A 24,082-nucleotide genomic window follows, 5' to 3' on the forward strand; every position below is an offset into this window, starting at 1 on the left:
TGCCGAAAGGCGGTAACTTGCAAGCTAAAGAGGGCCGCGTGTAGGACGGGCCCTGAAAACCACCCTTACCGGGTTGGAGGTGTTTGCGCGCCATCCGAGCATGCATTTGACCTATAGGTCCGGCCGCTCCGATCCGAAAATGTGCATGCGCAAAAAAATCCCCGACCGGGCCGATACCCGGCGGGGAAATTCGCTTTTGCAGTGCGTATTCCCCAAGAACACGCAACCTCAATATAGATTACGAAACCGCAATGTCAAGCTATTGTCTATGTCAATCCCCGTTGACCGGTTCCGTCCGTCGGATACTATTTTGCACCGGCCGTGGCGAATCACGACTCGGTTAGTCGGAAGAAATCGGTCTGCCACTTTCATGGCGGAGTTACAGCGCCCGTCTTTTAATCAAGTATTCCAATTAAATGCCGTTATTACGCCGAACCGCCTTAACTCTGCGGACGTCCACGTGGCATTGGCTTACCACTCGCGACAAGGGGGATCGTTCGAATTCGCCGCCCGGATATGGAACAAGATACAACCGAAACAGTCACGTCATCCACCGACTTCGACGGCTTTTTGACCGTCTGGAAAGCGCGGGATCAAATCAAACTCGAGTTGACGCAGCTATTCAGTCGCGTACCAGGCCACGTCGCCGAACTTCAGGAGGCGTTTGAACTCGGCTGCCAAATAGCTGGGTGGCAAGGCCAGCCGCCCCGTCCGCAGGCCAATGAGGTAGACGCCGCCTTCAACGAAGAAAGGGATTATGAAAAGGCACTCGAGGAAGCAAGCGCGAACTTCATCGCGCGAGCTGGAGACCACCTCGGAGCAAAACGAAGCGCTTAACCTCGCGCTCTCGCAAGGTGAGCTGCCGCTCTAACACCTCGCGCGCGGGCGACGATGAGTAGACGGCCGCCAGCCTTGACACACGCTTTTCCCAGCACTGCGCTATGTTTTCCCGTTTCAACGATTACTTGATCGCCCACCGGTTGACCGTGGCCACCTTTGGTGCAGACCACGTCGAGGGTTTCTTCGCAACGTCGGGACGAGACTGGGCGACTGGAACGACGACCCGTCTGCGCTACCTCAAGTTGATCGATCGACTCACGCGACATTTGATCGCGCTAAATCTGCGGAAGGACAATCCCGCCGAGCAGATGCTGGTGCGAGAAAGCTGGCCGGAGGATGAACCGATACCGGTGTATCTGTCCGAGGCCGACGACTTGCGTCTGCAGGACTCGTTGCGCGCGACCAAGTACGAGTCGTTCAAGGCGTTGCGAAACGCCGCGATCGTCGCCCTCTTTCTGGCGTCAGGCATTACGGCGGCCGAACTCCGGACCGCGCAGGTCGATGACCTCGATGTCGGCGACGACCGCCCGACCATACACGTGCAAAAGCATGGGCCACGCATTGCGCGCAGGGTTCCGATCGACGACTTCGCAGGAGCAACACTGCGCGCGTTTCACAGCGCCCGGCAAGAAATGCAATGTCCGACCAGCTGGCTTTTTGTAGCGACCGCTGGCGGGAAACCGATGAAGCCTGACACGCTGGGAATCTGCGTCCGAGCGGCGCTTCACAGCGCCGATATCTCGGCCGCCGACGAAAGTCCACGATTGCTGCGTAACACCTATGCTCGCCGGCACCTCAATACGGGAAAGACCAACGAACAAGTTAGCAACCTGCTTGGCTTGTCGAGTCACCGTACAGCCACTCGCTTGCGGCAGACGATCGACGTCAGTTCAACATGAGACGATCACGTCCGCGTTCGGCCGAGGCCGCGTCAAAACTCAAAATCGCTAGATTTCAGGGGTCGCTTTAGCCCTCCCGAGCAGCCGGAGACCGATATAGAGCGTTCTGACAAGCCGGATTTTGCGCTGAGCCGAAACGGCGTGGGTTTTGACACGCTCTGCGCCAACTTAGACCATCCAACCGCCCGGCGTGACGGACATTCAGCTGTCTGCTCCAACCGGAAAGCGACCTTGGACGTCATGCCGACGCAGAACGGCGATTGTGCGGGTCGACCTCTGCACGCCGTATCGGGGCGTGACGGCAGTCGGCAGGCATGCGCCAACTCGTCCCGACTAATGAGCACGTCGATTTGACGTTCGACACCGGCGGTCGCGCCGGGCGCACGTCGCCCCTGACCTCGTCTGCGAGACGCGAGGCAAGATAATGGCGCCGTGCTTTAGGCAGAGCCAGTCCAAAGCGGTCCAGCTTCGAAACCGCTTCAAGCACGCCGCGCCCGCTAACCGGATCCGCTACTTGGCAGTCGCGGCGTTATCGCGCGTACTGCTCGAGCGCATCAGCGAGGGCATCGAAGGTAACGCGGCAGCGCGGGCTCGCGCGCAGATCTTCGTGCATCGTCACCCAGGTTTCGAGTTGGAGCGCGAACGCCTTCGACAGCACGCGTACAAGGCCATCGCGGCGCGCAATGGCGACGTGACATCCGCCGATGCCCGCGCCCGCGCGGACCAGCGCCAGTTGCGCGAGATCGCTATCGGCGCGCATTGAAAACGTCGCGTGACGAAAACCCGGCAACGTGCGGCTCACATCGCGAATGAACGCGTTGGGCTGGTCGTAGCCGATGACCGCGTGTTCGGCGAGCGCCGCCATGCTCCGCGGCGTGCCGTGACGATCGAGATAGTCGGGCCGTGCATGAAGCCCGACGTCGATCACGCCGACGCGCCGCGCGACGAGTTGCGTCTGGCGCGGACGCACCATGCGCACGGCGATATCCACTTCGCGCCTCAGCAGGTCCTGCACGCGGTTCGACAGTACGAGTTCGACAATTAATCGTGGATGCCGCTCGCGCAGCGCCGCTATGACCGGCGGGAGCACCTCGACGCCGACCACTTCGCTCGCGGATACGCGCACGACACCCTGCACGCCCGCGCCATCGCCGCCCGCGTGGCCGCTCGCGGCGCGCTTGAGCGATGCCGCCGTGCTCTGCATTGCTTCGGCGTGCGACTGCAACGCAAGCGCGACGTCGGTTGGCTGAAGCCCGTTCTGCGAGCGCGTGAAGAGACCCACCGCAAGCGCCCGTTCGAGCGCTTCGACGTGACGCCCCACCGTCGGCTGCGTGATGCCAAGCGCGCGCGCCGCACCCGACAGCGACCCTTCGCGCAGCACCGCGAGAAATGTCCGGTAAAGCTCCCAGCCAATGTCGTTTTCCATACGTTTTTGTATCCCCGATCAGCGATGTTCGCCAATTTTAATGTGCTCGAGAAGCGCGGAGAATGGCTCCATCGACAACTTACGGGGCGTGACATGGCGCAAGGCGAAACGGTTCTGGTACTCGGGGCGACGGGCGGCATCGGCGGGGAAGTCGCGCGGCAACTGCGCGATGCCGGCTGGGGCGTGCGCGGGCTGCGGCGTGGCGCGGGGGCATCGAAAGGCGACGGCATCGAATGGATTCAGGGCGATGCCATGAACGCGGCCGACGTGATGCGCGCGGCGCGGGGTGCGTCCGTGGCCGTGCACGCGGTAAATCCGCCTGGCTACAAGCGCTGGGCGGAACTCGTGCTGCCGATGATCGACAACACCATCGCGGCGGCGAAGGCGCAGGGCGCGACCATCGTGTTGCCGGGTACGGTCTACAACTTCGGGCCGGACGCGTTTCCGTTCATCGACGAAGACGCACCGCAGCATCCCGTCACGAGAAAAGGCGCGATTCGCGTGGAAATGGAAGCGCGCCTGCAACACGCGAGCATGGAAGGCACGCGCGTGCTGATTGTGCGCGCGGGCGATTTTTTCGGGCCAAAAGCGGGCAATAACTGGCTCGCGCAAGGACTCGTGAAGCCCGGAAAGCCGGTCACGAAGACCAGCAATCCGGGGGCGCGCGGCATCGGGCATCAGTGGGCGTATCTGCCCGATGTGGCGCGCACTATGGTCGAACTGCTTGCGCACCGCCATTCGTTCGATGCTTTCGCACGCTTCCACATGGGCGGCCATTGGGACGAAGACGGCACGCGCTTCGTCGATGCGATTCGTCGCGTGGTGGCGCACCGCACCGGGCACGAGCCATCCGTTGGCGGCTTTCCGTGGTGGCTGCTCGCGCTCGCCGCGCCGTTCAATGTAACGTTCAGGGAGCTTCAGGAAATGCGCTATCTATGGGCGACGCCGGTGCATCTAAATAACGCGCGGCTTGTGCAGACGCTCGGGCACGAGCCGCATACGCCGCTGGACGTGGCCATCGAAAAGACGCTCATCGGCCTCGGATGTCTCACGACTGACCTTCACGCTTCGAAATCGAGCTGCACTTCGTAGAGCGTGTGGCCGTTCGGTTCCGAGCCAGTCACTCCCTGCACCAAAGCCCTTAACATTGGCAGCGTCGGCGGGAAATGGAATTTGCCTTCCATGGGTTTAAGCTCTTCGCCGCCTCCCGAGTGCCCAGAGGTAGGTGGACGACGCGCTTGAGATGGCTGAGCAAACTGAAGTCTGACTGACCCACGGGCGGCGAGCGGAGTTTGCCGGCTAAGAAGCGTCACTCGTACCTCCGGTCGCTCGGATGTTGAAAATGTCGGCAGCAGACCAAGGTGCCCATTAGTAATAGATCGAACGACCGTTGTACATGGCGGATTCAACCGGTCGATGCAACGATTTGGTTAAATCGCTCGGCTGGGGTATCGAGGTTAAGTGTTTTTCTAGGACGTTCGTTGAGCCGCCTGGCTACAGCGTCGAGCTTGGTTTGTGAGTAGGCAGATAGATCGGTACCCCTAGGGAAGTACTGCCCTAGAAGCCCATTCGTGTTTTCGTTCGAACCGCGTTGCCAGGGATGCTGTGGGTCGCAGTGTGGTGGTCAAGTTATTTCGGACAGGCAAATAGGTTTTTTCACTGTCGTTTTCGCCTCGTAGGCAGCGGGCGACAGATAGCCCAAAGTCGAATGCAAGCGTACTGCATTGTAGAAACCGACGATGTACTGGGTGATGTCGCGCCGAGCCTCATCGTGGTTGGCGTATTGACGCTGCCACACGCGCTCCATTTTCAGGTTCAGGAAGAACCTCTCCATCACTGAATTGTCCCAACAATTACCTTTGCGGCTCATGCTGCAAACCACGTGATGCTGCTTCAACAAGGCCTGATACTCGTCACTCGCATACTGGCTGCCCCGGTCCGAATGCAGAACCAGTCCCGGCGCTGGCCGACGCTGCTGCAGCGCCATGGTCAGTGCCGACATGACCAGCCCGGCCGGCATGGTCGGCGCCATCGACCAGCCGACCACCTTGCGGGAGTTCAGCTCCAACACGACTGCGAGATACAACCAGCCCTGTGCCGTGCGGATATACGTGATGTCTGAAACCCACGCGCGATTGGGCTCGGCCACGTCAAACTGACGGTCGAGCACGTTCGCGGCCACAGGTAGCGTATGCCTGCTGTCGGTCGTCGAGACGAACTTGCGCTTCCAGCTCGTGCGCAGGCCCGCTTCGCGCATCAGCGTACGTACCCGATAACGACCAATATGTAGCCCTTGCTCCCGTAGCGCATGCATCACACGCCGGCTGCCATAGCTCGCGCCGCTGGCCGCCAACGCTGCCTTGACGTGGGTCTGTTCCTGCAGACTCTTTGTGCTCGGCTTTGCGCCCCGGTGTGCGTAGTAGCCAGAGCGGCTCACCTGCAAAACGCGGCACGCGTCACTGACCGATACGGCCTCCTGTTGCAAATGAGTTACCACGCGGTAAATCACTTCAGTTCCCGGGCAAAGAAGGCCGACGCTTTTTTTAGCAGCGCGCTGCCCTCTCGCAATTGCCGGTTCTCAGCTTCAAGTTGCCGGATGCGCTGCTGTTCCGCTGTCAGCGGCTTGCCCTCGCCGGGGCCACCAGCACGTTCCGCATCGTACTGGGCCACCCAGCGCCGCACGGCTGTCTCAACAAGGTCCATCGACCGGCAAACCTCGCTGACCGATAACCCCTGGTCTCGTACCATCCGTACCACTTCCAGCTTGAAGCTGGCGTCAAATTGTCGGCGCCCTCTTGTCATCTATTGTTTTTCCTCGTCGATTCAGGATTGTCCTCCTATCGACCTGTCCGAGGAAATTAGACCACTACACAGAAATAGACCTCGATGTCGGTAGCAACAGTAAAGCGGTTGTGATCGGCCATTTCCGAACCCCTGTCCCACGTCAGCGACTTATATAGTTCCCGAGGTAACTTGCTGGCGTGTCGTATCAGCGCGTCAACCACAGCCTCAGAATCCTTGCTGGCGACTTTGACCAGCATCACGAATCGACTTTGACGTTCGACGAGAATTGCGATCTGACTCGTAGCGTTGCCATACATCAAGTCACCTTCCCAGTGCCCGGGTATGGCGCGATCTTCCGCCGTAGCAGGACGTTCACTGATCGACACGGCGTCGCGAATGTTCGTGCGCCCCTCAGTTTTCATTGTGTGGTGACGGGACCGGCGCATGATTCGAGAGTGTCGCAGGTGCTCGAGCAATTCCTTTTTCAACGCACCACTGGCTTGTATATAGAGGCTCCGATAGATTGTCTCGTGCGACACCAGATATTCCTTGTTGACCGCATAAGCATGTTTTAGCCAACCAGCAATCTGCTCAGGGGACCACTGCAGCTTAAGCTTTGCAGCCACGACTCGCGCCAGCGTCTGGTTTCGCACCAGCTTGCATACCTTCGGCCGACGTGCCCGCTCCCAGGCGATCGCATCGGCTTGGCTCGCTCGATAGCCTTGACTGCCTCCGTTGCGCTGCAACTCGCGACTTATCGTGGAAGCAGCGCGTCCCAGCCTGGCTGCGATCGACCGAATCGATAAACCGGACACCACGGAGCGGGAGATCTCCTCGCGCTCCGCAAGCGTCAATGCCCGTGGCGCGCGGCGTCTTGGCAGCGGCTGGATGCCGCCAGTCTCCGATAGTATTCCCTGAATCGAAGAATGGCCTCGATCGAACAGTTTGGCAATCTGATGAATCGTATCGCCCTTGCGCCATCGATCCCACATCAGCGCTTTCTGGGTCTCAGAGTAATAGATTCTCGGTCGCTGCTTCATTTGCAACACCTCGGCTGCTCACGCTGATTCTAGGTGTTGCATCGACCGGTTGAATCCGCCATTGGAAGCGGCCACTTATTCCGTTCACTTTCGCTGTCCGATGTGGGTCGCGTACCGAACTCGCCCCGCGGTCGCGGCGCATGCCCCGCATTCGAACTGCGAACTTCGGCAACCGGCCAGGAAGCGTCACTCGTTTATCCCCTCGCTCGGACGTTCGGATGGCTTTGCTCTAACAGCCGTCACTGGTGAATCGGCTTTGAACCACCGAGCTCCTTGGCCTTACGGCCACCGGAAACAGCGAGCTTCCGATGGCTTACGTGTCTTCGGTGGTCACCTGCTCCTCGCGCGCGTATTGAGAAGGTGGCCGCCCAACGTGCCGCGTGAAGGCGACGCTGAAGGTGCTGGCGGAGCTGTAGCCAACACGCTGTGCAACCTCGGTGACGCCGCCTTCATTACGGCGTAGCAGGTCCTTCGCGAGCGCCATGCGCCAGGTGAGCAAGTACGCCATGGGCGCCACCCCGACCGCGCGGTTGAAGCGTTCAAAGAAGGTTGAGCGCGACAGTGCCGCCTCCTTCGCGAGTTCGGCAACCGTCCACGCGCGCGTAGGGTGTTCGTGCATCACGCGAATCGCGGCCGAGAGGCGGGCATCGGACAACCCGCGAACCAGTCCCGGCGACGCAGTCGTTTCCGCCGTGGACCGCAGCGCCTCAATGAGCAGCACTTCCAGCAGTCGTGAAAGCACGACTTCGCGCGCAGGCCGCAGCGCGCGTGATTCGTCTCGTACGAGTTGCACGAGAGTGGCCAGCCGTTCTACGCCGCGGACGTGCACGATTTGCGGTAGCAAAGAGACCAGCAGCGAAGCATCGGGTGAACCGAAGCTGCAATGGCCGACCATCATTCGCAAATCGGCGGGGCCATCCGGCTCCCCGATTCGGAATTCATTGTTGCCAAGCGCGATTGGCGCGAGCGTTTCGACACCCGACGGTGGCGGCACGAGGCTGGACATCGCCACGCCGTAGGCCGCCGGAATCAGCACAAAATCTCCCGAGACGAGCTCGATGGGCTCGCGTCCGTCGATCGCCATGCGGCACGTGCCATCGAGGATTACGCAGTAGAGCGGCTGACCGCTATCGGAGCGGCGAATGCGCCATGGGCCCGCGCCCAGAACCAGTTTGGAAAACCGCGCGCCCGGCTGCAGCAGCGTCACGACTTCAGCCAACGGATCAGTCATCGCCGGACTCCTGCAAATGAAATTCGGATTTTCGATTGTAGTGAGTACGGCCGTGGCGGTCTATCGTACGTGCAGACGCAAACCACCTCACACAGGAGTTTTCATGAAAAGCGTATTGATCACCGGCTGCTCGTCCGGATTCGGCCTCGAGATCGCCCGCTATTTTTTGGCCCACGACTGGCAGGTCGTCGCGACGATGCGCACGCCCCGCACCGATTTGCTGCCGCATTCAGAGCGCTTACGCGTGCTGGCGCTCGACGTCACAGATTCAGAAAGTATCAGCAAAGCGGTTCAGGCGGCCGGCCCGATCGACGTGCTCGTCAACAACGCTGGCTTCGGCGCGGCTTCGCCGGCGGAACTAGTCGCACTGGAGACGGTACGCGACATCTTCGAGACCAACACCTTTGGCACGATCGCGGTAACGCAGGCCGTGCTGCCCCAGTTCCGGCAGCGCAAAGCCGGCGTCGTCGTGAATGTCACGTCGAGCGTCACGCTGAAGGCGCTACCTCTAATTGCCGCGTACAGCGCGAGCAAGGCAGCGGTGAACGCATTTACCGCCTCAATGGCGGTGGAACTGGAGCAGTTTGGCGTGCAGGTGCGCCTGGTGTTGCCGGGCCGCGCGCCCGATACCCGGTTCGGCGAGAACGCCCGCGCCCGGATGCATGGTCTCGACCATGAGGCCTACGCTGATCTCGCCAGCAAAGTTATCGCAGGACTGCAGGATACCTCCTTGCCGATCACCCGCGCGCAGGATGTCGCCGAGGCCGTGTGGCGCGCAGCGACAGACCCGTCATCGCCCATGCGCGTGCCGGCCGGCGCAGATGCCGAAGCGTTGGCGGCCGAGGTTCGCTGACCAGGCGGCACGGATTGAAGATGCCTTGTACGCGCGCGAGCGCACTACATTAGAAGATTGCTATGCACGACAAACCCGTTGCTGTCGTAACCGGGGCGAATCAAGGAATCGGTCTTCAGGTTGCGAAGGGTCTCGCGGCACGCGGCTTGACTGTGCTCGTCGGGTGTCGCAGCTTCGGACGCGGCGAGGCTGCGGCCACGGAAGTCGGGCTGGGTGCCGTCGCGCTCCAACTCGCAGTGACGGATCAAACTTCGGTCACATCTGCGGCAGAGCGCATTCGAAACGGAATCGGCCGCCTTGACGTGCTTTTCCAGAACGCGGCCATTTCGAATACGACGAAGCAGGCCGGTCAGTCCGCTGAGGGATATGCGAAGACGACGCGCCCCAGCAACGTGGACCTCGATGAAAGCGCGCGGTGTGGAACATCAATGTGTTTGGCGTGCTGGCTGTGTACAGGCGATGCCGCCACTCTTGCGCAAGACGCCGGGCTCCGCATCGCTAACGTGTGGAGTGGGCGTTGGGTCGCTTACGACGAACTCGAACTCGAACTCGGCCTTCCCCTACCGCGCGATCTTCGCCCCATCTACCCGGCGTCCAAGACGGCTCTCAACGCTTTGACGGTCGCCATGGTCGTCGAACTTGAGCCGGAAGGTATCAAGGTCAATGCCGTCTCCCCGGCTTTACCAGGACGAACTTCAACGGATATGCGGGCACCGAAACGGTGGAGGAAGGCGCTTGCGAGGCGGCGCGCGTTGCACTGCTGGGTCCGGACGGCCTCACAGGGACGTTCACTCGCTGGAGGGGAAACGATCCCATGGAAATTAAGTCTGACGCGCGTTCGGAAGGAGCGATGGATTGGGTCGGAGCGCCATGAAACCGGGCTGTTTGCATGAGACTCGGTCTCAGCGTTAAATTCCGCTGTTGTTGAACTGACCGCGGCAGAGCGTTCGCTCGGCATATCCGACGAGCGGACGGCAGGTGCACTTCCGAAGGAGCCGCTCAAGTCGCGCGAATTGGACGGCGGCTCAGGGTCGCCTACGGTCCGACGCGAGTCGAACGCTGGCGAGAGCCGCTTGCGATCGGCATCGGACCGTGATCGGCACGGAGCTGTCGCTGTCCGAGCCGTTTGCAAAAACACGCGGCCAACACCGCGACTCATGGCGATGCTGAAGCGTCTGAGAACCTAAGTGCGACTAACTGGCCAGGTGTTTGCGACGAGATCCACGAACGCGCGCAGACGACGTAGCCGCCGGAGATCGCGGTGATAGCCCATCCACATCTCGCGATGCGGTGGATCTTCATTCAGTTCGAGCCTGCGAATGGTCCCGACCTGATCTCCGACAGGTCGCGGCAGTACAGCAATTCCCAAACCGATGCCACACATCTGGGCTTGCACATTACGGTTGTTCGACTGCAATACGACACCAGCGTTTGGAAACGATTTTTTAGCCATTCGATATCAGGAAAGCTACCCGTGGACGTATCCATCGCGATTAAGCGGTTCCCCGTGCCGTCACCTTCCGTCGGATCGGCGCTCGCGCGATCCACGTAGACGCCATATCGCATCTGGGTCAACCGTCTCTGCACGATGTCGGGCCCGTCGAATGGAACTATACGAAAAGCAACGTACTCTTCGCGCTGAGCGAGGTTGAACAGGCGCGTTCCCGTAAGGACCTCGATCTCAACATGCGGATACTCGCGCGAGTATTCCACGATCATTGGTGGCAGGACATAGGTGCCAAACCAGTCGGCCGATGACACCCGGAGCTTTCCTTCCAGCTGTTGTTGTTCACCGGCCAGCCGCCGCTCCATGGTTAGCGCGCTGTCTTCCATCTGCTCGGCGAGAGGCAGGATGGCGGTGCCTTCCTCCGTCAGCACAAAACCCTCGGCTGTTCGCTGAAACAGCACTTGCCCGGTGGCATCTTCCAGCGCGCGGAGCCGTCGTCCAATAGTCGGATGGCTAAGATGCAGCAGTCGCGCAGCCGCGCCCAATGTTCCAGTGCGCGCTATTGCAAGGAAGATCCGCACATCGCTCCACTCCATATTCACCACCCACAAAAATGAACGGACAGTGTTCATTATATTGAATTGCCGAACAATAGTGAATGCGCGAAACTTCGCTCCGTCCATGTCGAAACGACCTCGCGGCTAGCCTGATCGGGGATCCAGCTGCCGGGCCGGGACAGCTCGGGAGACATTTGCAAAGGGGAATTCTCATGTCACACCTGCATTGCCGACTGTGTACGTCACCTACGAGGGTGCGCCAGGCGACCGTTTCAATCGGAGCTACTACATCGAGCGTCACTTGCCGCTGGTGATGCAGGCATGGCAGCGCTACGGCCTTGAGAGCAACGCGGCTTTCTTCCCGCCGTTGAGCATGCCGGCACCCTTGTGATTTGTGAATGCCGTTTTCGGACCATCGCGGCGATCGAAACGGCCTTCCGATCTCCGGAAGCCCAGGAGGTCATGGCCGACGTTCCGGGTTTCACGGACCTTGCGCCCGCACGCTGGCGCCTCACGCCGCTCTGAGCGGCGTCAATTCCATATCGGCGCTTCGCGCCTCTCACTCGCAAAAATGGAGAAAGATCTTGGCCTTCTGGAAAAATGCTGCCCCCCGCACCGAGCGTCTCAACACCTCGCCCAGGCGGTCGCTGCGCGAGGCGACTGCCCAGTGGCGGGGGCTCGCAACCCGGAGGCCCTGCGAGCGCTGGGCTAAGGCGAAGCACTAGATCAGCGACTACGAACAGGCAGCTGGCCAGCGACGCGTCGATCGCGATAGCAATGATGGCAAACAGGCCGAAGAACCGCCCTTCCACCTGTGCTTGGGACCATTTGCCTGCGGCATCGCCGTTTGCAAACTGGTCGCGTTCCGCGAGGACGTTAACGCATGGTGTCAGGCCTTCATCGGCACCGACTTTGATTGAAACCCGGCAGGCACCGGTTGGACGGCGCCATGCCTATTGGCAGGGCACTCTTATGCAAATTGGAATCATTGGTTTAGGGGCGATGGGCCGGGAAATCGCCCGCAACCTGGTTGCTGGCGGTCATACCGTCACAGCCTGGAATCGTTCAGGCGGCCATGTCGATGGTGTGCGCATGGTGGATACGCCTGTGCAAGCGTTGCAGGCCGACATGGCCTTGACGATGCTGTCCGACGACTCGGCGATTCGCGAGATCCTGGTTGACGCGAAGTTGCTGTCTCAGGTGCGGTCGGGCCTGGTGCATGTCGTGGCATCGACAATCTCCGTGGCGTTCGCACAGGAACTAGTGGCGATCCATCGCGAGGCAGGTATCGCCTATGTGGCGGCTCCAGTGCTGGGGCGGCCGGACGTCGCCGCTAAGGGCGAACTCAACATCCTCGCTGCCGGTGCGCCGGCTGCCCTGGAAAAAGTGAAGCCGGCGCTGGAAGTCATTAGCAAACAGGTTTGGAACATGGGCGATGAGCCGCCCATGGCCCAAGCTGCCAAGATCGCCTGCAACATGATGATCACGATGGCGATTGAGGCAATGGCGGAAGCCGTAGTTCTAACGGAGGCGAACGGACTTTCGCGAGCGCGCTTCTTCGAATTGATCCTGGGTACGCTGTTCGGCAGTCGCCCCTATCAGACCTATTCCGGCAATATCATCCGGAATGAATATCAACCCGGCTTCAAGGCAACGCTTGGCCTCAAGGATCTTCGTCTGGCCAAGGAGGCCGCCGCCGATGCGGCTCGCGAACTGCCGATGCTTGATGTCGTTCACGGCCGCATGCGTGACGCCGTAGACGCGGGTTTCAGTGATCGTGACTGGTCCGCAATTGCGAAGTTCACAATAGAGCACGGCTAACAGGCTACTACGTGCAATCAAGAGTGGCCGCAAAAAACCGCTCAAGCGCAAGTTGGTTCGAGGAATTCGGTGTAAATCCGTCACCCTGATGCTGGGTGACGCGTGTTGATCGGCCGCTTTGGAGAAGACCCAACGGCAGCTTTGGGTCCGGTAGCGAATTCGCCTCGCGGTCGCAGCGCTTTGGTCGGCGCTCGAACCGCGAGCTTCGGAAACCGGCCAATAAGAGACTTTCGTCACGACCTCCACAAAGACATTTGGGCCTTTGGAAATGCAGCGTGAGCGAGCCGTCCGGGTTGTACTTCCGGTTTTGCTTTTGGACGATGACGGCATCGTTCAAGATTGACTCTCGCCGTTCGCGATCGGGCTGGGTCTGGCCAGAAGCTACCTTTGTTGACCACACGATGGCCGGAGCGAGTAGTCGGGATCCCCTGGCCCTTGCCGAAAAGACCGCCGTGCAGGCGGCGCCTATCGCTTACTGCCACTTCAAGGTACATTGGATTCAAGGAGGCGGCGCTCAAGTCTCGTCCTGCGAGTCACTGTGGCGCGCGCGCCGTTTCAATGCGCCACAGATGTGTCTCAAGGCGTGGGCCATTCTCGGGCTTGAACCAGCTCATGTCCTGGATGCGGGAGTTGGTGACATAGATGGTCCCATCGGGTCCCTCCGAAAACGTATCTGGCCAGCGCAGCCCCTTGTCCTCTATGAGAGTAGTGATGCGATTTCCGTCCCGGACCTTAACTGCGTCCTGCTCGATAGCACTCAGATAGAGCCGCCCACGCTTGTCGATCCAAAGACCGTCCGTTGGCTCGGTCTGGGCGACACGCTCTACACGACCCTCGAGGCCCTTCTCCGACAGACGCAGGTCCTGTAATGCGCTCGTCGCGATTCGATAGAGCGTGCGGCCGGTCAGCGCTTTCCAATAGAGCGTCCGACCATCGGCGGAAAGCGCGAGGCTGTCTGCGGCGAATTCGACCCCACGACCATCGGGTCGGCGCAACGCCTGTCCGTCGGTCTTGACCACCACGTCCTTTTCCGGCTGCGTGCTCGGATGGCCGCTGAGCACGCGTCGGGCCTTGCCCGTCTGCAGGTTCACAACAAGTAGCGCGCCCTTGACCCCAGCATCGGTCAGATAGGCATATTGACCGTCTGGCGAGAACCGCACATCATTCAGATAGCTTCCCTGCGGGGCCGCTGTCTCGTCGAAATGAATGACCCGCGCAACCTTGTTCGTCTTGAGGTCGATTTTCACCAGCTTGGGGCCGCCCGCCACAATCGATGCTGTGGCGGGCGCGGCTGGATCAACCACCCAAAGGCCGCCGTGCGCATCGGCCACGACGCTCTGGACGCACACAAAATGATCTGTGGCGGACAGCTGGTTTTTCTTTTCGTTGCGCCAGGCATTCCACTCTTCGTCCGGATAAGGTTTGATCTGGCCGTCGCGGGTCACTTCGGCAACCGAGATCGGCGCATCTTCTGTCCAACGCGGGAAATTGACGAAGATTCGCCCATCCGCCGAGACGGTTACTCCGGTGACCTGGTGCTCGAAGCTGGCGACCTGTTGCAGTCGCGCCGGGTCAGGCGAAGGACTGGGTTGCTCCTGCGCGAACGATGCATGCGCTAGAAGTGTCATCGCTACGACAGCGGACGCGGCTGTCAATCGGGGCATGATTTATCTCCTGGTGCGGCATTTGCGATCTACGGCAAACTCACGGCGCGAACACGGCACGCACGCAGCCATCGGTCTTGTGCTTGAACATGTCGTAGCCGCGTGGCGCCTCTTCCAGTGAAAAGCGGTGAGTGGCGAGGTAGGCCGGGTTCAGCTCGCCTTTTTGTGCGTGCGCGAGCAGACGGTCCATATAAGCTTGCCCATGCTGCTGCGCACTGCGCACGGTCATGCCTTTGTTCATGATGGCGCCCATCGGAAACTTGTCGATCAGCCCATAGACGCCGAGCACTGACAGCGTGCCGCCTTTGCGGCACGCCATCACGGCCTCACGCAGCGCCTGGCCCCGGTCTGTCTCGAGGCGCAGGGCCTGCTTGACGCGGTCATACGCATACTGCGGCCCGGTGCCGTGCGCCTCCATCCCAACGGCATCGATGCACGAGTCAGGGCCGCGTCCACCCGTCATCTCCCTGAGCGTATCCGGAACGCTGTCGACCTCGGTGTAGTCGATCGTTTCCGAGCCGGCGTGCTCACGCGCCATTCGTAACCGCTCGGGGAAGCGGTCAATGGCGATCACCCGCTCCGCACCCATCAGACGCGCGCTTTGCTGCGCCATCAGGCCTACGCCGCCGCAGCCCCAAACCGCGACTGTGTCACCCGGCTGGATGTTGCAGAAATCGGCGCCCATGTAGCCGGTCGGCGCCGCGTCCGAGAGGAACAGCGCCGTCTCGTTCGCGACTCCGTCAGGAATCCTGAAGCAGTCGTTGTCGGCGAACGGTACCCGGACGAACTGCGCATGCGCGCCCGCATAGCCGCCAAAGGCATGGGTGTAGCCGTAGATGCCTGCCGTCGTTTGTCCGCCTAGCAGCGGCGCCTGTAATTCGGGCGTGGGGTGCGTGTTGTCGCACAACGAGTAGAGGGAATGCTGGCAATACCAGCATTGGCCGCAAACAATGAATGAAGGAACAACGACACGGTCGCCCTTCGCGATCCGCTTCACCTCGGGGCCGATTTCCTCCACTACACCCATGAACTCGTGACCGATGACGTCGCCCGACCTCATCGTCGGAATGTAGCCGTCGATGAAGTGCAGGTCCGAGCCGCAGGTCGTCGACAGACTGACGCGCAGTATGGCGTCGCGGGGGTTGACGATCTCCGGGTCTTTCACAGTCCCGACGCGCAGGTCGTTGACGCCGTTCCAGTACAGTGCTCGCATGTTGCTCTCCCTAGCGCTTGCTCTCGCGAGCAGCGGGCTGCCGCTCGGTGGTCGGAATCTCGCCCGTTTCGACGAGGCTCTTGAAGCGCCGCAGCGCTCCGTCAGCGACCAGCTTGAGCGGCGCGCGTCCGAAGAGGTTCAGCAGCCCTTCCCCGAGGATGCCGCCGGGCCGGTCGAGCCGAATGTGCAGTGTCACCACAGTGCCGCGGTCGTTCGGGGCCGGCTCGAAGCGGACGGACCCCTCGTTTGGAATGGCGGCGTCAGGTAGCGAGCGCCACCCAACGCCTCCGCCGGGCCTCTCGACGGTCTCGGATTTCCATTCGAAGGCGCGACCGAGCGGCATCGTTACCTCCCAGCGCATGCGGCCCTGCCCGGTCGCGTGCACCGTCGCGAAGCCTTCCATGATTTGCGGGATCGTTTGAGGGGCGAGCCAACGTTGACGAAGTTCGTCCGCAGTCTTGCCGATCGTGATGGCGCGCTCCACCTCCGGCTCGGCGTCGCTGTTTCGGGCGTCGTCGTTATCATCGGCGCGGCCGCGATGAAGCGGCGCCGCGCATGCCGCATTCACCACGGCTATGCCGGCGCACGCACTCAGCGCCAGGGCCACGACGCCATTTTTTCGGCCCATGAGCCCGGACACAATGAAGGCAGCGCTGAGCGCAGCGGGGATCCAGCGCATGCCTTGCATCGAACCGCCGGCGGAGATGCGAGAAGTGGGCTGGCCGCGCTGCGAGACTCCACGCGGTTGCATAGGTACGTTGCTTGCCATCATGAGCTCCGAAGATAAGTCCCACCATCCGGGCTGATTTGCTCAGCGGGGTCGGTGAGATATGTTCGTTGCGTTGCGCTCAACGCGCGCGGGTCCATCGTTCGCGTAACTGCACCACGGGCTGCATCGCAGCAGATGCCATTGGCCGGTTCGCGTCTCCATGGACGACTGATTGGCGCAACTGCTTTTGCCGCCAGATCGCCGCGTCGCATCGCCAGACTTAGGGGTGCAAGACCACCTTGGTCCAGCCGTGCTCGCGCACGTCGAAGTGTCGATAGGCGTCCGGCGCGTCGTCGAGCTTTAACTCATGCGAAACGATGAACGAGGGCTTTGCGCGGCCCGCGTCGATGAGATCGCGCAATTGCCGGTTGTACGCCTTGACGTTGCATTGCCCGGTGGCTATGTGCTGGCCTTTGAACCAGCATTTGCCCCAATCGAAGGCAATCTTTCCCTGCTTCGCCAGTTCGTCGTGCGCACCCGGGTCCTCTGGAACGAACACGCCGACTACTCCGATGCCGCCGGTGAACTTGACCGACGACACCAGATTGTTCATCGTCAGTTTGGGGTTCTCGTGGCGATGCGGAGCCGGATCGTGGCACTGGTAGCCGACGCACTCGCAACCAACGTCCGCGCCCAAGCCGTGCGTCAGGTCCATGACCCGCTGCACCGGATCCTCCTTCGAATAGTCGATCGCGATTGCGCCGATCGACTCGGCAAGCTTCAGCCGGTCGGGATGGCAGTCCACCACCATGACGCTGCGCGCGCCCTTGATCATGGCCGAGTGCGCGGCCATCAAACCCACTGGTCCCGAGCCATAGATCACCACAGCGTCGCCGGGCCTCATTCCGGCGAGTTCGGTCGCGTGCCATCCGGTCGGAAAGATGTCCGCGCACATGACGTAGTCGGTCTGCTTCTGCTCCGCGTCCGGCGGCAGCTTTAAAGACATGAAGTCCGCCCAAGGTACCCGAAGATATTCGGCCTGTCCGCCCGGCCACGGACCCATGTCAGCGAATCCGAAAGCGCCGCCAGCGATTCCCGGCTGATTCGCGCTCAGGCAAAACGCGGTGAGGCCGCGCCCGCAGTTGACGCAATGGCCACAGCTAATGTTGAACGGGAGGCACACCCAGTCTCCGGGTTTGATCCGCTCAACGGCCGGGCCTACTTCCTGTACCACCCCCAGATTTTCGTGACCGAAGACGCGGCCTGGCTCAAAGTCCGTTCGTCCCTCGTACATGTGCAAATCGGACCCGCAGATGTTGGTACTCGTGATTCTGACGATGGCGTCGGTTGGACGCTCAATCCTCGGATCGGGCACGTCTTCTATGGCGACCTGGTTTGGGCCACGATATACAACCGCTTTCATATCTTTCTCCTGTGAAGGCGACTGGAAGCCTGAGCCGCAGAAACAGCCTGGCAGCTCATGACGTCGACAAACCCACAGGCGCACCTGTGGGACGGTCGGTCTCTGGTTGGCGATGCCTATCCCGAACGTAAGGTCGTGCCCCTTCCTTATCCCGACCGTCGCCTCACAACCACGACCAGCTATGAGCAGTTAGAACCCGGAAGTCTGTAGCTACCCTAATTTGTTGGTTTTGCGTCGTTGACTTGACTTTGACGGTAAGTGCCTCGACTCGCAGCTATTGGCGTGCCCGCGTCGGCACGTTGCATGTAATGACACGCGCGCAGGCCGGAGCTACCGGCTGCGGTCCATGTGGCGCGGTCGTTGGCGGTCGTTGGCGGTGGTTGGTGTCGTTGTCGGTTCAGGTCTGTAGACGTCCGCTTAAGAGTTGTCCAAGCATCGCCGGATGGTTTCCTTGCCGATCTGCTGCAACTTTTACAAGCGGCCTTTAGGGAATCATCCATCCGGGGCGCGTACTTGAATCTCATGACGGCTTACACGACGCAAAAGCGCGCGTCCCTCGAGGGAGCCATAGCATTATGCTTATGCCAATACTCGCGATGAACGGATGGTGCTCGTTCCTGCCATACGCCGACGGGCCGCTGCGCTTCGCATGTTTGTCCATGCGCGTGTCGAAACAGTAGCCAAACTCGGCGAAGGTGTGAGTGACATCGAAAACTCACTCTCGTAATCGAACACGTGCGGCACAGGGGATGCTGCGACTTTCTCCACGACGCCGTTCTGGCGGCGATCCACTTACGGTGGTGCGCATATGAGTTGTTTGGTCAAGTTGTCGGTTCCGCGATCATGATCTTCACGCTCGCCGACGTCTTCCTGACGATCCTCTACGCGCGTGTGGGTCGGGGCCGCGTCGAGCGGCTAGGTGCTCGGGGTTCATCTCCTTGCCATCACAAGTTGCCTCGGCTGCATTTCGATGGCAAAGAATGAGGGCGGGAGTCAAGCGGAGGTGCCGTCGTTCCTGCAAGATGATCAAGCGCAGCAATATTGAGCTCGGCTACGCTACTGTTTAGTGGAGTGCGTTAAACGCGCAGTTGGAGGTCTCGCCAGGCTGGACAAAATGCAAAACGGCTGGGAGGCGCCTGATGTGCGAATCCACCAAGCACTTGACGCCTAGGGAGACATCATTGGCTGTCCAACGCTCTGATGGGTTTTAGCGCCGAAGAAGTAACGAGTAATGACATGATGGATGTGGTTCCGCGCCTATACGTCCGACATGAAAGCGGCGACGCACTTTTTCCGTGGATCTCCAGAAAGACCCGCGGCGACCTACGCTAAGCACTCTGGGATCGCCGCATTGCTGCCCTTTGCGCGCATGGGGCTTCAAGGAAGCGGCAATCAGTGTCAGGCGCGGACTTGAGAGGTCGTCTGGGTCTCTCGCCAGCCCAAAAGCGGTCTTACTTAGTCGCGGACAATTCGATGCTTCTTTTGCAACAATACCATGACAGGATGTAATTCAAATTGTCCCAAAAAGATTGTGCGTGCTGTGCCGCGAGGAGCGGCTCGGGCGTGCGCGAAAGGACTCACATGATGCTGCGTAATACGCGTACCCAACCTACTGCCGCCGAAACGCATGGTGCCGAACGCGGACTTGACCGCTTCGAAGGATTCAGCGATGCGGTTTTCGCAATCGCGCTGACCCTGCTGATCGTCGAGATAAAAGTTCCCGGATCTCCCGAGGGCCCGCATGGCTACAGCGACCTGGCTAGCGCCATGGCGGAGCAGTGGCGCGAATATCTCGCGCTCGTTCTCTGCTATGTCGTGATCGGGGCCTACTGGCTGCAACACCATTATTCAGGTCGCATTTATTCTAAGAGCGATCACTGGTTCGGCGTGATCAACCTCTTGTTCCTGTTGGCGATCGTCGTCATTCCTTATCCGATCCGCGTCTGGTGCTTCCACCTCGGCACCGGGTTTGAACCCGTCGCGTCAGTGACCCTGGTTGCCGGTCTTGCCCTGACCGCCTGCGCCTGGATGGCAAAGTGGTTCTATGCAATGCTAGGCCGCCGGCTTATGGACGAACGGCTCGCCGCCGATTTCCTTCAGCAGATGACGCGCCGCTACGGCTTTGCGACGCTGGTCCAGATCGCTGCAGTTCCCGTCGTGATCGCGGCGTCCCGCATCGGAGTCGCCCTTGCACTGCTGTGCGTCACCTTCTTTCTATTGCCACAGCCCACGCCGCGCTACACGCCTGGAGAGGAGCCGAGCGAGGCTGAGAAATTGAACAAGTAGCTCTTGCGCTCGATATGGTCAAGCAGCACGGCCGGTCAACATGATTCTCGCCGTTCACATTGCGCAAAGTTAATCCAGAAACGATAGCCGAAGGCGAGGATCATGACCGGTGAACAGCACCTCAGGGTTTTTCTTGGCCCTCATCTCCTTCTGCACCAGTCGCCGCAACCGAGCTGAGAACCTCGCACATCGTTGAGCGACGCAGCAAATGCCGATGTGGATTGCGCTTATATATACGAGCATGGGCAGCTTGTCGGACCGGCCCCTATGACGCGTAGCCCTTCCATCAAACGGACGCCTGAGAGGCCAGCTTGGCTGCCTCTTGGTCGCCGTTCATGTCAAACGTTCACGTCCGCTTTCGTCACCATCGCGACAGGCCACTTCGGGTCGTGAAGAGGTTGGCGATGGTTGCAGTTGGGTCTCGGCTTCCTAAAACTGCCAACGGGTCTAAGTAGAAGGCAATTGCCGGCGAGTGGCCGCTCCACTTCAGTCAAGAGACGCTCGACGTACCGAGGGTCGAACGGCCGGGTTGGGTCGCTATGTAAACCTTTGCATAGCGACCCCTATGCTCAGGTCGCAACTATGCGCAGATGGTCATCGCGAGCGAGGCCAGCCCCTTGAGTGGTGCGGTTGGGGCTGGCACAACCTACGCATAGTTACAGCGTCCGCAGGAATCGAATCAACGCGTCCGGTGCCTGATATCGGCGGATTTTGGCATCGGGCGCCTCCAGCTGACCAAGCGCTTTCTCCTTCATCGCGAGGTCGGCTTCAACGTAGCGATGGGTTGTCATCGGGCTCTCGTGGCCGAGCCACAAGGCGATTACGTTGAATGGAACGTCAGCCTGCAACAGGTGCATCGCGGTTGTATGTCTCAAGATGTGCGGTGAGATGCGCTTCTTAAGAAGGCTGGGTTGTTCCACACTCGCGCGGCTCACAGCAAGATCCAGGCGTTGCGCGACGTTGGAGCGCGACATCGCCTGCCCATCCCGGTTGGGCAGCAAAGCGGCTTCGCCGCGCATCGCTGAATTCGATCGCAACCAACTGCGAATGTCGGCGACGGTGGCGTCCCACAGGGGAATCGATCGAAGCTTGCGCCCTTTACCGCGCAGGTGCACACGCGCTGCACCGTCGAGGACCACATCGACGACCCGTACTCCGATAATCTCGGAAACACGCGCCCCCGTGTTGTAGAGCATTGTCAGTAGCAAGTGATCGCGTCGCGAGGACCAGCTCTCGCCCGGCTGGCTGAGTACGGCCACCATCTCCGCACGCGTGAGGTAGTTCAGCATCGGCCGCTCGAAACGCTTCATCGGCACTGCCAGTGCGCGCTCGACGCAGTGCAACGACGCCACGTCGCGGCGGCCGGCAAACTTCAGGAACGCGCGCAGTGCGGTGAGCCGCAAGTTGCGGCTGCGAACCGAGTTCTTCCGATCCTGCTCAAGATAGTCAAGGAAGGCCAGAATCAGATTGGGTTGGATGTCGGCCAGCCGCATCGTGGTCGGCTCTTTGCCGAGCTGACGGCAGGCGAAGTGCAGAAACAGCAGCAAGGCATCGCGGTAACAGGCCACTGTCTGCGGACTGAGCGCCCGCTGCGCGACCAGGTATTCCGTAAAGAATGTCTGGACCAACGCGGCGAACGATGGCTGCTTAGGGGTTAGTGTCTCACGCATCTTGCACCCCCCACTTGGCCGTAGACGACTCGAAACGTACGGCGGCCAGCGCCATCAACTCGGTCACCGCCGAGAGGTACCAGTAGGTGTTGGTAACCATCGTATGTCCCACGTAGGTCGACAGCGACAGCATGGCCTGATCAATGTCTACGCCGTGGGCCTGCCACTCCACAATGCGGCGCACGACGAAGGTATGCCGCAGGTCATGAATGCGTGGGGCATGGTGCGCTCCGCGGTTGGCCCAGCCTAGCTGCTGGCTTAGGTCGCGGAAGACGCGATGCACTTGACGCACACCGAGTGGCAGACCTCGTCGTCGACCGCGGGTGCCGATGAAGAATGGGCCATCTTCCGCCGGCGTCCCCTCGGTCAAGTCGCGCTGCAAGCAATACCGGCGCAAGCGACCCACGGTGCTTTGGTGCATAGGAACCTGGCGCGACTTGCCGAACTTGGTCCGACGGATGGTCAGCATCCCGTCCTTGAGATCAACATCGTCGTTGCACAGCGCCAGCGCCTCGCCGATCCGCAGCCCCGTGGCGGCGATCAATCCAAACAGCGTTTCGTAGACGGCGCCGCGGAGCGCCGGCGAAGGCCCAAGTCGGCGCGAGCGAGCAAGTAGGTCGACTATCTCTTCTTCGCTGAAGATGTGGGGCGCTTGCCGCTGCGGCAACCGTCCGAAGATCGAATCGTCGGGTACCTCGGTGCGTGGCTCGAACTGCTGCAGCCAGCGCAGGAACGTGCGCAGCCTCTTCAGCCGTCGCGCCCAGGTCCGTGGGTCATTGCCCTCGCGGCGGTCGCTTCGGGCCCAAGCGGCCATGAGTTCCACCGTTAAGGCGCCGCGATGACCGGCAGCGTGGACATGGCGCGCGAAGCTGCGCAGGACGTAGCCGTCATCGGAGAATCCCAGTTGGCGACGCTCGACTAGGAACTGTTCGACGCGCGCTTGCATAGAGGTCGGCGTGCTCATGCTGCGCTCCTCGGCCATGGCAGCGCGACCTCGATCAACTTGCGACTGTCGAGCTTGGCATAGATCAGAGTCGTGTTCAGCGAGCGGTGACGCAGGACGTCCGCGACTTCCTTCAGCGAAGAGCCACTGGCTAGCAAGCGGTTCGCCATCGTGTGGCGCAGCAGATGCGAGCGTGTGTAAGGAAGGCCGGCGCGGGTGAAGGCTTGGCGGATCGTCTTGCGGACGAGATCGGTGCCGGCAGGCTGGTCGCGCGGCGCAATATGGCGGACAAAGATGGCCCGATTGGAAGTCTTGGGACGCTCCTGCTCGAGGTAGGCCGCTATGGCTTCGCCGGTAGTGGCAGGTAGCGGCAACATATCCTCGCGGCGTCCCTTGGTGTGCCGCAAGACGAGCGTACCGGCTTGCCAGTCGATATCGTCTAGGCTGAGACGGGCGATCTCGCCGCTGCGCAGTCCGAGGTCGAGCGCACATCGCACGATGGCGTCGGCTCGTCTCATCGAGCGGCCCTGTTGGCCGAGCGATCTGATCAACCGCTCGACCTCTTCCGCCGTCAGCGACTTGGGCAACGAGGAGAGCGACCAGTTAGCAGGATAGGACACCGCGCCAATCAGTCCGTGGACAAGAGCGCCAAGCGAGGCGCGATAGCGGAAGTAGCCGCGAAGCGATGCCACGACCGGCCCAGCATTCGCCGGTTTGCTGTAGAGCTTCGCTTGACCGGCAAAGAAACGCCGAACGTGCTCGGGTTTGATTGCGGCGACGTCTACGGCACCCTCGCCGAAACGAGCCGTCAGCAACCGTCCGACGATGCGCAAAGCTATGCTCCGCGTCTTAGGCGCCAGGCCGCGCACGTGATCCATGTACTCGTCGTAGCGGCGCAGTTCCTCATCTGCCGGTGTCGTGCGGTTTGCGGGCACCGCGATGACGCCCTGCGCGCGCAACACTACGAGCAGATGTCCTAGCGCTGCACTGTGGTCACCCCGATCGCGTCGGATCGGACCGGGGCATTCGCACTGCGGCAAATGCTTGTCGAGAAACTCAGCGATCAACACTTCGTCGATCCTTTGCCGCCGACGGTGCGCGAAATGCGCCCATCGGGCGAAATGCATGATGCAGCGAAGATAGGTAACAACCGTCTTTGCAGCGTACCGGCGTTGGTTTAGGTACTGCTTGAACGCACCAACGCATGGCCCGATCGGCCCGTCGGGGAAAAGGTCTATGTGAGCAAGGTGGGAACGGCGAACGATGCCCATGATGA

18 protein-coding genes and 3 pseudogenes are annotated in these 24,082 nt (G+C 60.9%); 8 read left to right on the forward strand and 13 right to left on the reverse strand.

From position 1 onward, the window contains the following. Positions 1-516: 516 nt before the first annotated feature. Together AC3D25_RS02420 and AC3D25_RS02425 are read left to right on the forward strand one after the other, a co-directional pair. Positions 517-837: a hypothetical protein gene (locus AC3D25_RS02420; protein ID WP_488886889.1), complete on the forward strand. Its 321-nt coding sequence runs from the start codon at positions 517-519 to the stop codon at positions 835-837. Positions 838-965: 128 nt separating this feature from the next. After that, on the forward strand, positions 966-1,739 hold the full coding sequence (locus AC3D25_RS02425; RefSeq protein WP_488886890.1) for a tyrosine-type recombinase/integrase: 774 nt from the start codon (positions 966-968) through the stop codon (positions 1,737-1,739). A 529-nt stretch (positions 1,740-2,268) separates the two neighbouring features. On the opposite strand, the gene AC3D25_RS02430 is transcribed toward AC3D25_RS02425, so the two are convergent. Next, on the reverse strand, positions 2,269-3,165 hold the full coding sequence (locus tag AC3D25_RS02430) for a LysR family transcriptional regulator (RefSeq protein WP_488886891.1): 897 nt from the start codon (positions 3,163-3,165) through the stop codon (positions 2,269-2,271). Between the two features lie 93 nt (positions 3,166-3,258). Between AC3D25_RS02430 and AC3D25_RS02435 the strand changes: the two genes are divergently transcribed. Continuing rightward, complete coding sequence (locus tag AC3D25_RS02435) at positions 3,259-4,257, forward strand: NAD-dependent epimerase/dehydratase family protein (protein ID WP_488886892.1); 999 nt, start codon at positions 3,259-3,261, stop codon at positions 4,255-4,257. Between the two features lie 313 nt (positions 4,258-4,570). On the opposite strand, the pseudogene AC3D25_RS02440 reads toward AC3D25_RS02435, so the two are convergent. From AC3D25_RS02440 to AC3D25_RS02455, 4 genes and pseudogenes are all read right to left on the reverse strand, one after another. Continuing rightward, positions 4,571-4,780: pseudogene (locus AC3D25_RS02440) on the reverse strand (transposase); the annotation flags it as partial. 9 nt (positions 4,781-4,789) lie between these two features. Continuing rightward, positions 4,790-5,967, reverse strand: a protein-coding gene (locus AC3D25_RS02445; RefSeq protein ID WP_488886893.1) for an IS3 family transposase whose coding sequence is annotated in 2 segments (ribosomal slippage) — positions 4,790-5,700 and positions 5,700-5,967 — 1,179 coding nt in all. Because the reading frame shifts where the segments join, the coding sequence is not laid out codon by codon here. A 68-nt stretch (positions 5,968-6,035) separates the two neighbouring features. After that, positions 6,036-6,989 (reverse strand): annotated as a pseudogene (locus AC3D25_RS02450) (IS30 family transposase); the annotation flags it as partial. A 313-nt stretch (positions 6,990-7,302) separates the two neighbouring features. Then, positions 7,303-8,220 carry an AraC family transcriptional regulator gene (locus AC3D25_RS02455; RefSeq protein WP_488886894.1) on the reverse strand — a complete coding sequence of 306 codons (918 nt, stop codon included), beginning with the start codon at positions 8,218-8,220 and terminating at the stop codon, positions 7,303-7,305. Positions 8,221-8,323: 103 nt separating this feature from the next. Between AC3D25_RS02455 and AC3D25_RS02460 the strand changes: the two genes are divergently transcribed. Together AC3D25_RS02460 and AC3D25_RS02465 are read left to right on the forward strand one after the other, a co-directional pair. Further along, positions 8,324-9,073, forward strand: a complete 750-nt coding sequence (locus AC3D25_RS02460) for an SDR family oxidoreductase (RefSeq protein WP_488886895.1) — start codon at positions 8,324-8,326, stop codon at positions 9,071-9,073. Positions 9,074-9,135: 62 nt separating this feature from the next. Then, on the forward strand, positions 9,136-9,966 hold the full coding sequence (locus AC3D25_RS02465; RefSeq protein WP_488886896.1) for an SDR family NAD(P)-dependent oxidoreductase: 831 nt from the start codon (positions 9,136-9,138) through the stop codon (positions 9,964-9,966). A gap of 290 nt (positions 9,967-10,256) precedes the next feature. Here the strand turns inward: AC3D25_RS02465 and AC3D25_RS02470 are convergent. Continuing rightward, positions 10,257-11,116 (reverse strand): annotated as a pseudogene (locus tag AC3D25_RS02470) (LysR family transcriptional regulator). A gap of 348 nt (positions 11,117-11,464) precedes the next feature. Between AC3D25_RS02470 and AC3D25_RS02475 the strand changes: the two are divergent. Further along, positions 11,465-11,602, forward strand: coding sequence for an EthD domain-containing protein (locus AC3D25_RS02475; RefSeq protein WP_488886897.1), 138 nt, complete (start codon positions 11,465-11,467; stop codon positions 11,600-11,602). A 447-nt stretch (positions 11,603-12,049) separates the two neighbouring features. Continuing rightward, entirely contained in the window at positions 12,050-12,898 is an 849-nt protein-coding gene (locus AC3D25_RS02480; protein WP_488886898.1) for an NAD(P)-dependent oxidoreductase, read from the forward strand. A gap of 533 nt (positions 12,899-13,431) precedes the next feature. On the opposite strand, the gene AC3D25_RS02485 is transcribed toward AC3D25_RS02480, so the two are convergent. The 4 genes from AC3D25_RS02485 to AC3D25_RS02500 form a co-directional block, all read right to left on the reverse strand. Next, positions 13,432-14,562 (reverse strand): SMP-30/gluconolactonase/LRE family protein, encoded by a 1,131-nt coding sequence (locus AC3D25_RS02485; RefSeq protein WP_488886899.1) that lies wholly within the window; start codon positions 14,560-14,562, stop codon positions 13,432-13,434. Positions 14,563-14,602: 40 nt separating this feature from the next. Further along, positions 14,603-15,775: a zinc-dependent alcohol dehydrogenase gene (locus AC3D25_RS02490; protein WP_488886900.1), complete on the reverse strand. Its 1,173-nt coding sequence runs from the start codon at positions 15,773-15,775 to the stop codon at positions 14,603-14,605. Between the two features lie 10 nt (positions 15,776-15,785). After that, complete coding sequence (locus tag AC3D25_RS02495) at positions 15,786-16,463, reverse strand: SRPBCC family protein (RefSeq protein ID WP_488886901.1); 678 nt, start codon at positions 16,461-16,463, stop codon at positions 15,786-15,788. A gap of 301 nt (positions 16,464-16,764) precedes the next feature. Beyond that, positions 16,765-17,907, reverse strand: a complete 1,143-nt coding sequence (locus AC3D25_RS02500; protein WP_488886902.1) for a glutathione-independent formaldehyde dehydrogenase — start codon at positions 17,905-17,907, stop codon at positions 16,765-16,767. Positions 17,908-19,488: 1,581 nt separating this feature from the next. Here AC3D25_RS02500 and AC3D25_RS02505 point away from each other — a divergent pair. After that, positions 19,489-20,193 (forward strand): TMEM175 family protein, encoded by a 705-nt coding sequence (locus tag AC3D25_RS02505; RefSeq protein ID WP_488886903.1) that lies wholly within the window; start codon positions 19,489-19,491, stop codon positions 20,191-20,193. A gap of 656 nt (positions 20,194-20,849) precedes the next feature. Here AC3D25_RS02505 and AC3D25_RS02510 read toward each other — a convergent pair. From AC3D25_RS02510 to AC3D25_RS02520, 3 genes are read right to left on the reverse strand one after another with little or no spacing between them, the layout of a single operon-like run. Continuing rightward, complete coding sequence (locus AC3D25_RS02510; RefSeq protein ID WP_488886904.1) at positions 20,850-21,863, reverse strand: tyrosine-type recombinase/integrase; 1,014 nt, start codon at positions 21,861-21,863, stop codon at positions 20,850-20,852. Beyond that, on the reverse strand, positions 21,856-22,827 hold the full coding sequence (locus AC3D25_RS02515; protein WP_488886905.1) for a tyrosine-type recombinase/integrase: 972 nt from the start codon (positions 22,825-22,827) through the stop codon (positions 21,856-21,858). The genes AC3D25_RS02510 and AC3D25_RS02515 overlap by 8 nt, the downstream gene beginning before the upstream one ends. After that, on the reverse strand, positions 22,824-24,077 hold the full coding sequence (locus AC3D25_RS02520) for a tyrosine-type recombinase/integrase (RefSeq protein ID WP_488886906.1): 1,254 nt from the start codon (positions 24,075-24,077) through the stop codon (positions 22,824-22,826). Before AC3D25_RS02520 ends, AC3D25_RS02515 begins: the two co-directional genes overlap by 4 nt. Positions 24,078-24,082 lie beyond the last annotated feature (5 nt).

It is taken from the genome of Caballeronia sp. SL1002 (genome assembly GCF_057814995.1).

Bases quoted from the DNA above. Each gene is read 5' to 3' on its own strand.
- AC3D25_RS02420 (WP_488886889.1), top strand. From the start codon at position 517: ATGGAACAAGATACAACCGAAACAGTCACGTCATCCACCGACTTCGAC.
- AC3D25_RS02430 (WP_488886891.1), bottom strand. From the start codon at position 3,165: ATGGAAAACGACATTGGCTGGGAGCTTTACCGGACATTTCTCGCGGTG.
- AC3D25_RS02435 (WP_488886892.1), top strand. From the start codon at position 3,259: ATGGCGCAAGGCGAAACGGTTCTGGTACTCGGGGCGACGGGCGGCATC.
- AC3D25_RS02455 (WP_488886894.1), bottom strand. From the start codon at position 8,220: ATGACTGATCCGTTGGCTGAAGTCGTGACGCTGCTGCAGCCGGGCGCG.
- AC3D25_RS02460 (WP_488886895.1), top strand. From the start codon at position 8,324: ATGAAAAGCGTATTGATCACCGGCTGCTCGTCCGGATTCGGCCTCGAG.
- AC3D25_RS02465 (WP_488886896.1), top strand. From the start codon at position 9,136: ATGCACGACAAACCCGTTGCTGTCGTAACCGGGGCGAATCAAGGAATC.
- AC3D25_RS02480 (WP_488886898.1), top strand. From the start codon at position 12,050: ATGCAAATTGGAATCATTGGTTTAGGGGCGATGGGCCGGGAAATCGCC.
- AC3D25_RS02485 (WP_488886899.1), bottom strand. From the start codon at position 14,562: ATGCCCCGATTGACAGCCGCGTCCGCTGTCGTAGCGATGACACTTCTA.
- AC3D25_RS02490 (WP_488886900.1), bottom strand. From the start codon at position 15,775: ATGCGAGCACTGTACTGGAACGGCGTCAACGACCTGCGCGTCGGGACT.
- AC3D25_RS02495 (WP_488886901.1), bottom strand. From the start codon at position 16,463: ATGCAAGGCATGCGCTGGATCCCCGCTGCGCTCAGCGCTGCCTTCATT.
- AC3D25_RS02500 (WP_488886902.1), bottom strand. From the start codon at position 17,907: ATGAAAGCGGTTGTATATCGTGGCCCAAACCAGGTCGCCATAGAAGAC.
- AC3D25_RS02505 (WP_488886903.1), top strand. From the start codon at position 19,489: ATGATGCTGCGTAATACGCGTACCCAACCTACTGCCGCCGAAACGCAT.
- AC3D25_RS02510 (WP_488886904.1), bottom strand. From the start codon at position 21,863: ATGCGTGAGACACTAACCCCTAAGCAGCCATCGTTCGCCGCGTTGGTC.
- AC3D25_RS02515 (WP_488886905.1), bottom strand. From the start codon at position 22,827: ATGAGCACGCCGACCTCTATGCAAGCGCGCGTCGAACAGTTCCTAGTC.
- AC3D25_RS02520 (WP_488886906.1), bottom strand. From the start codon at position 24,077: ATGGGCATCGTTCGCCGTTCCCACCTTGCTCACATAGACCTTTTCCCC.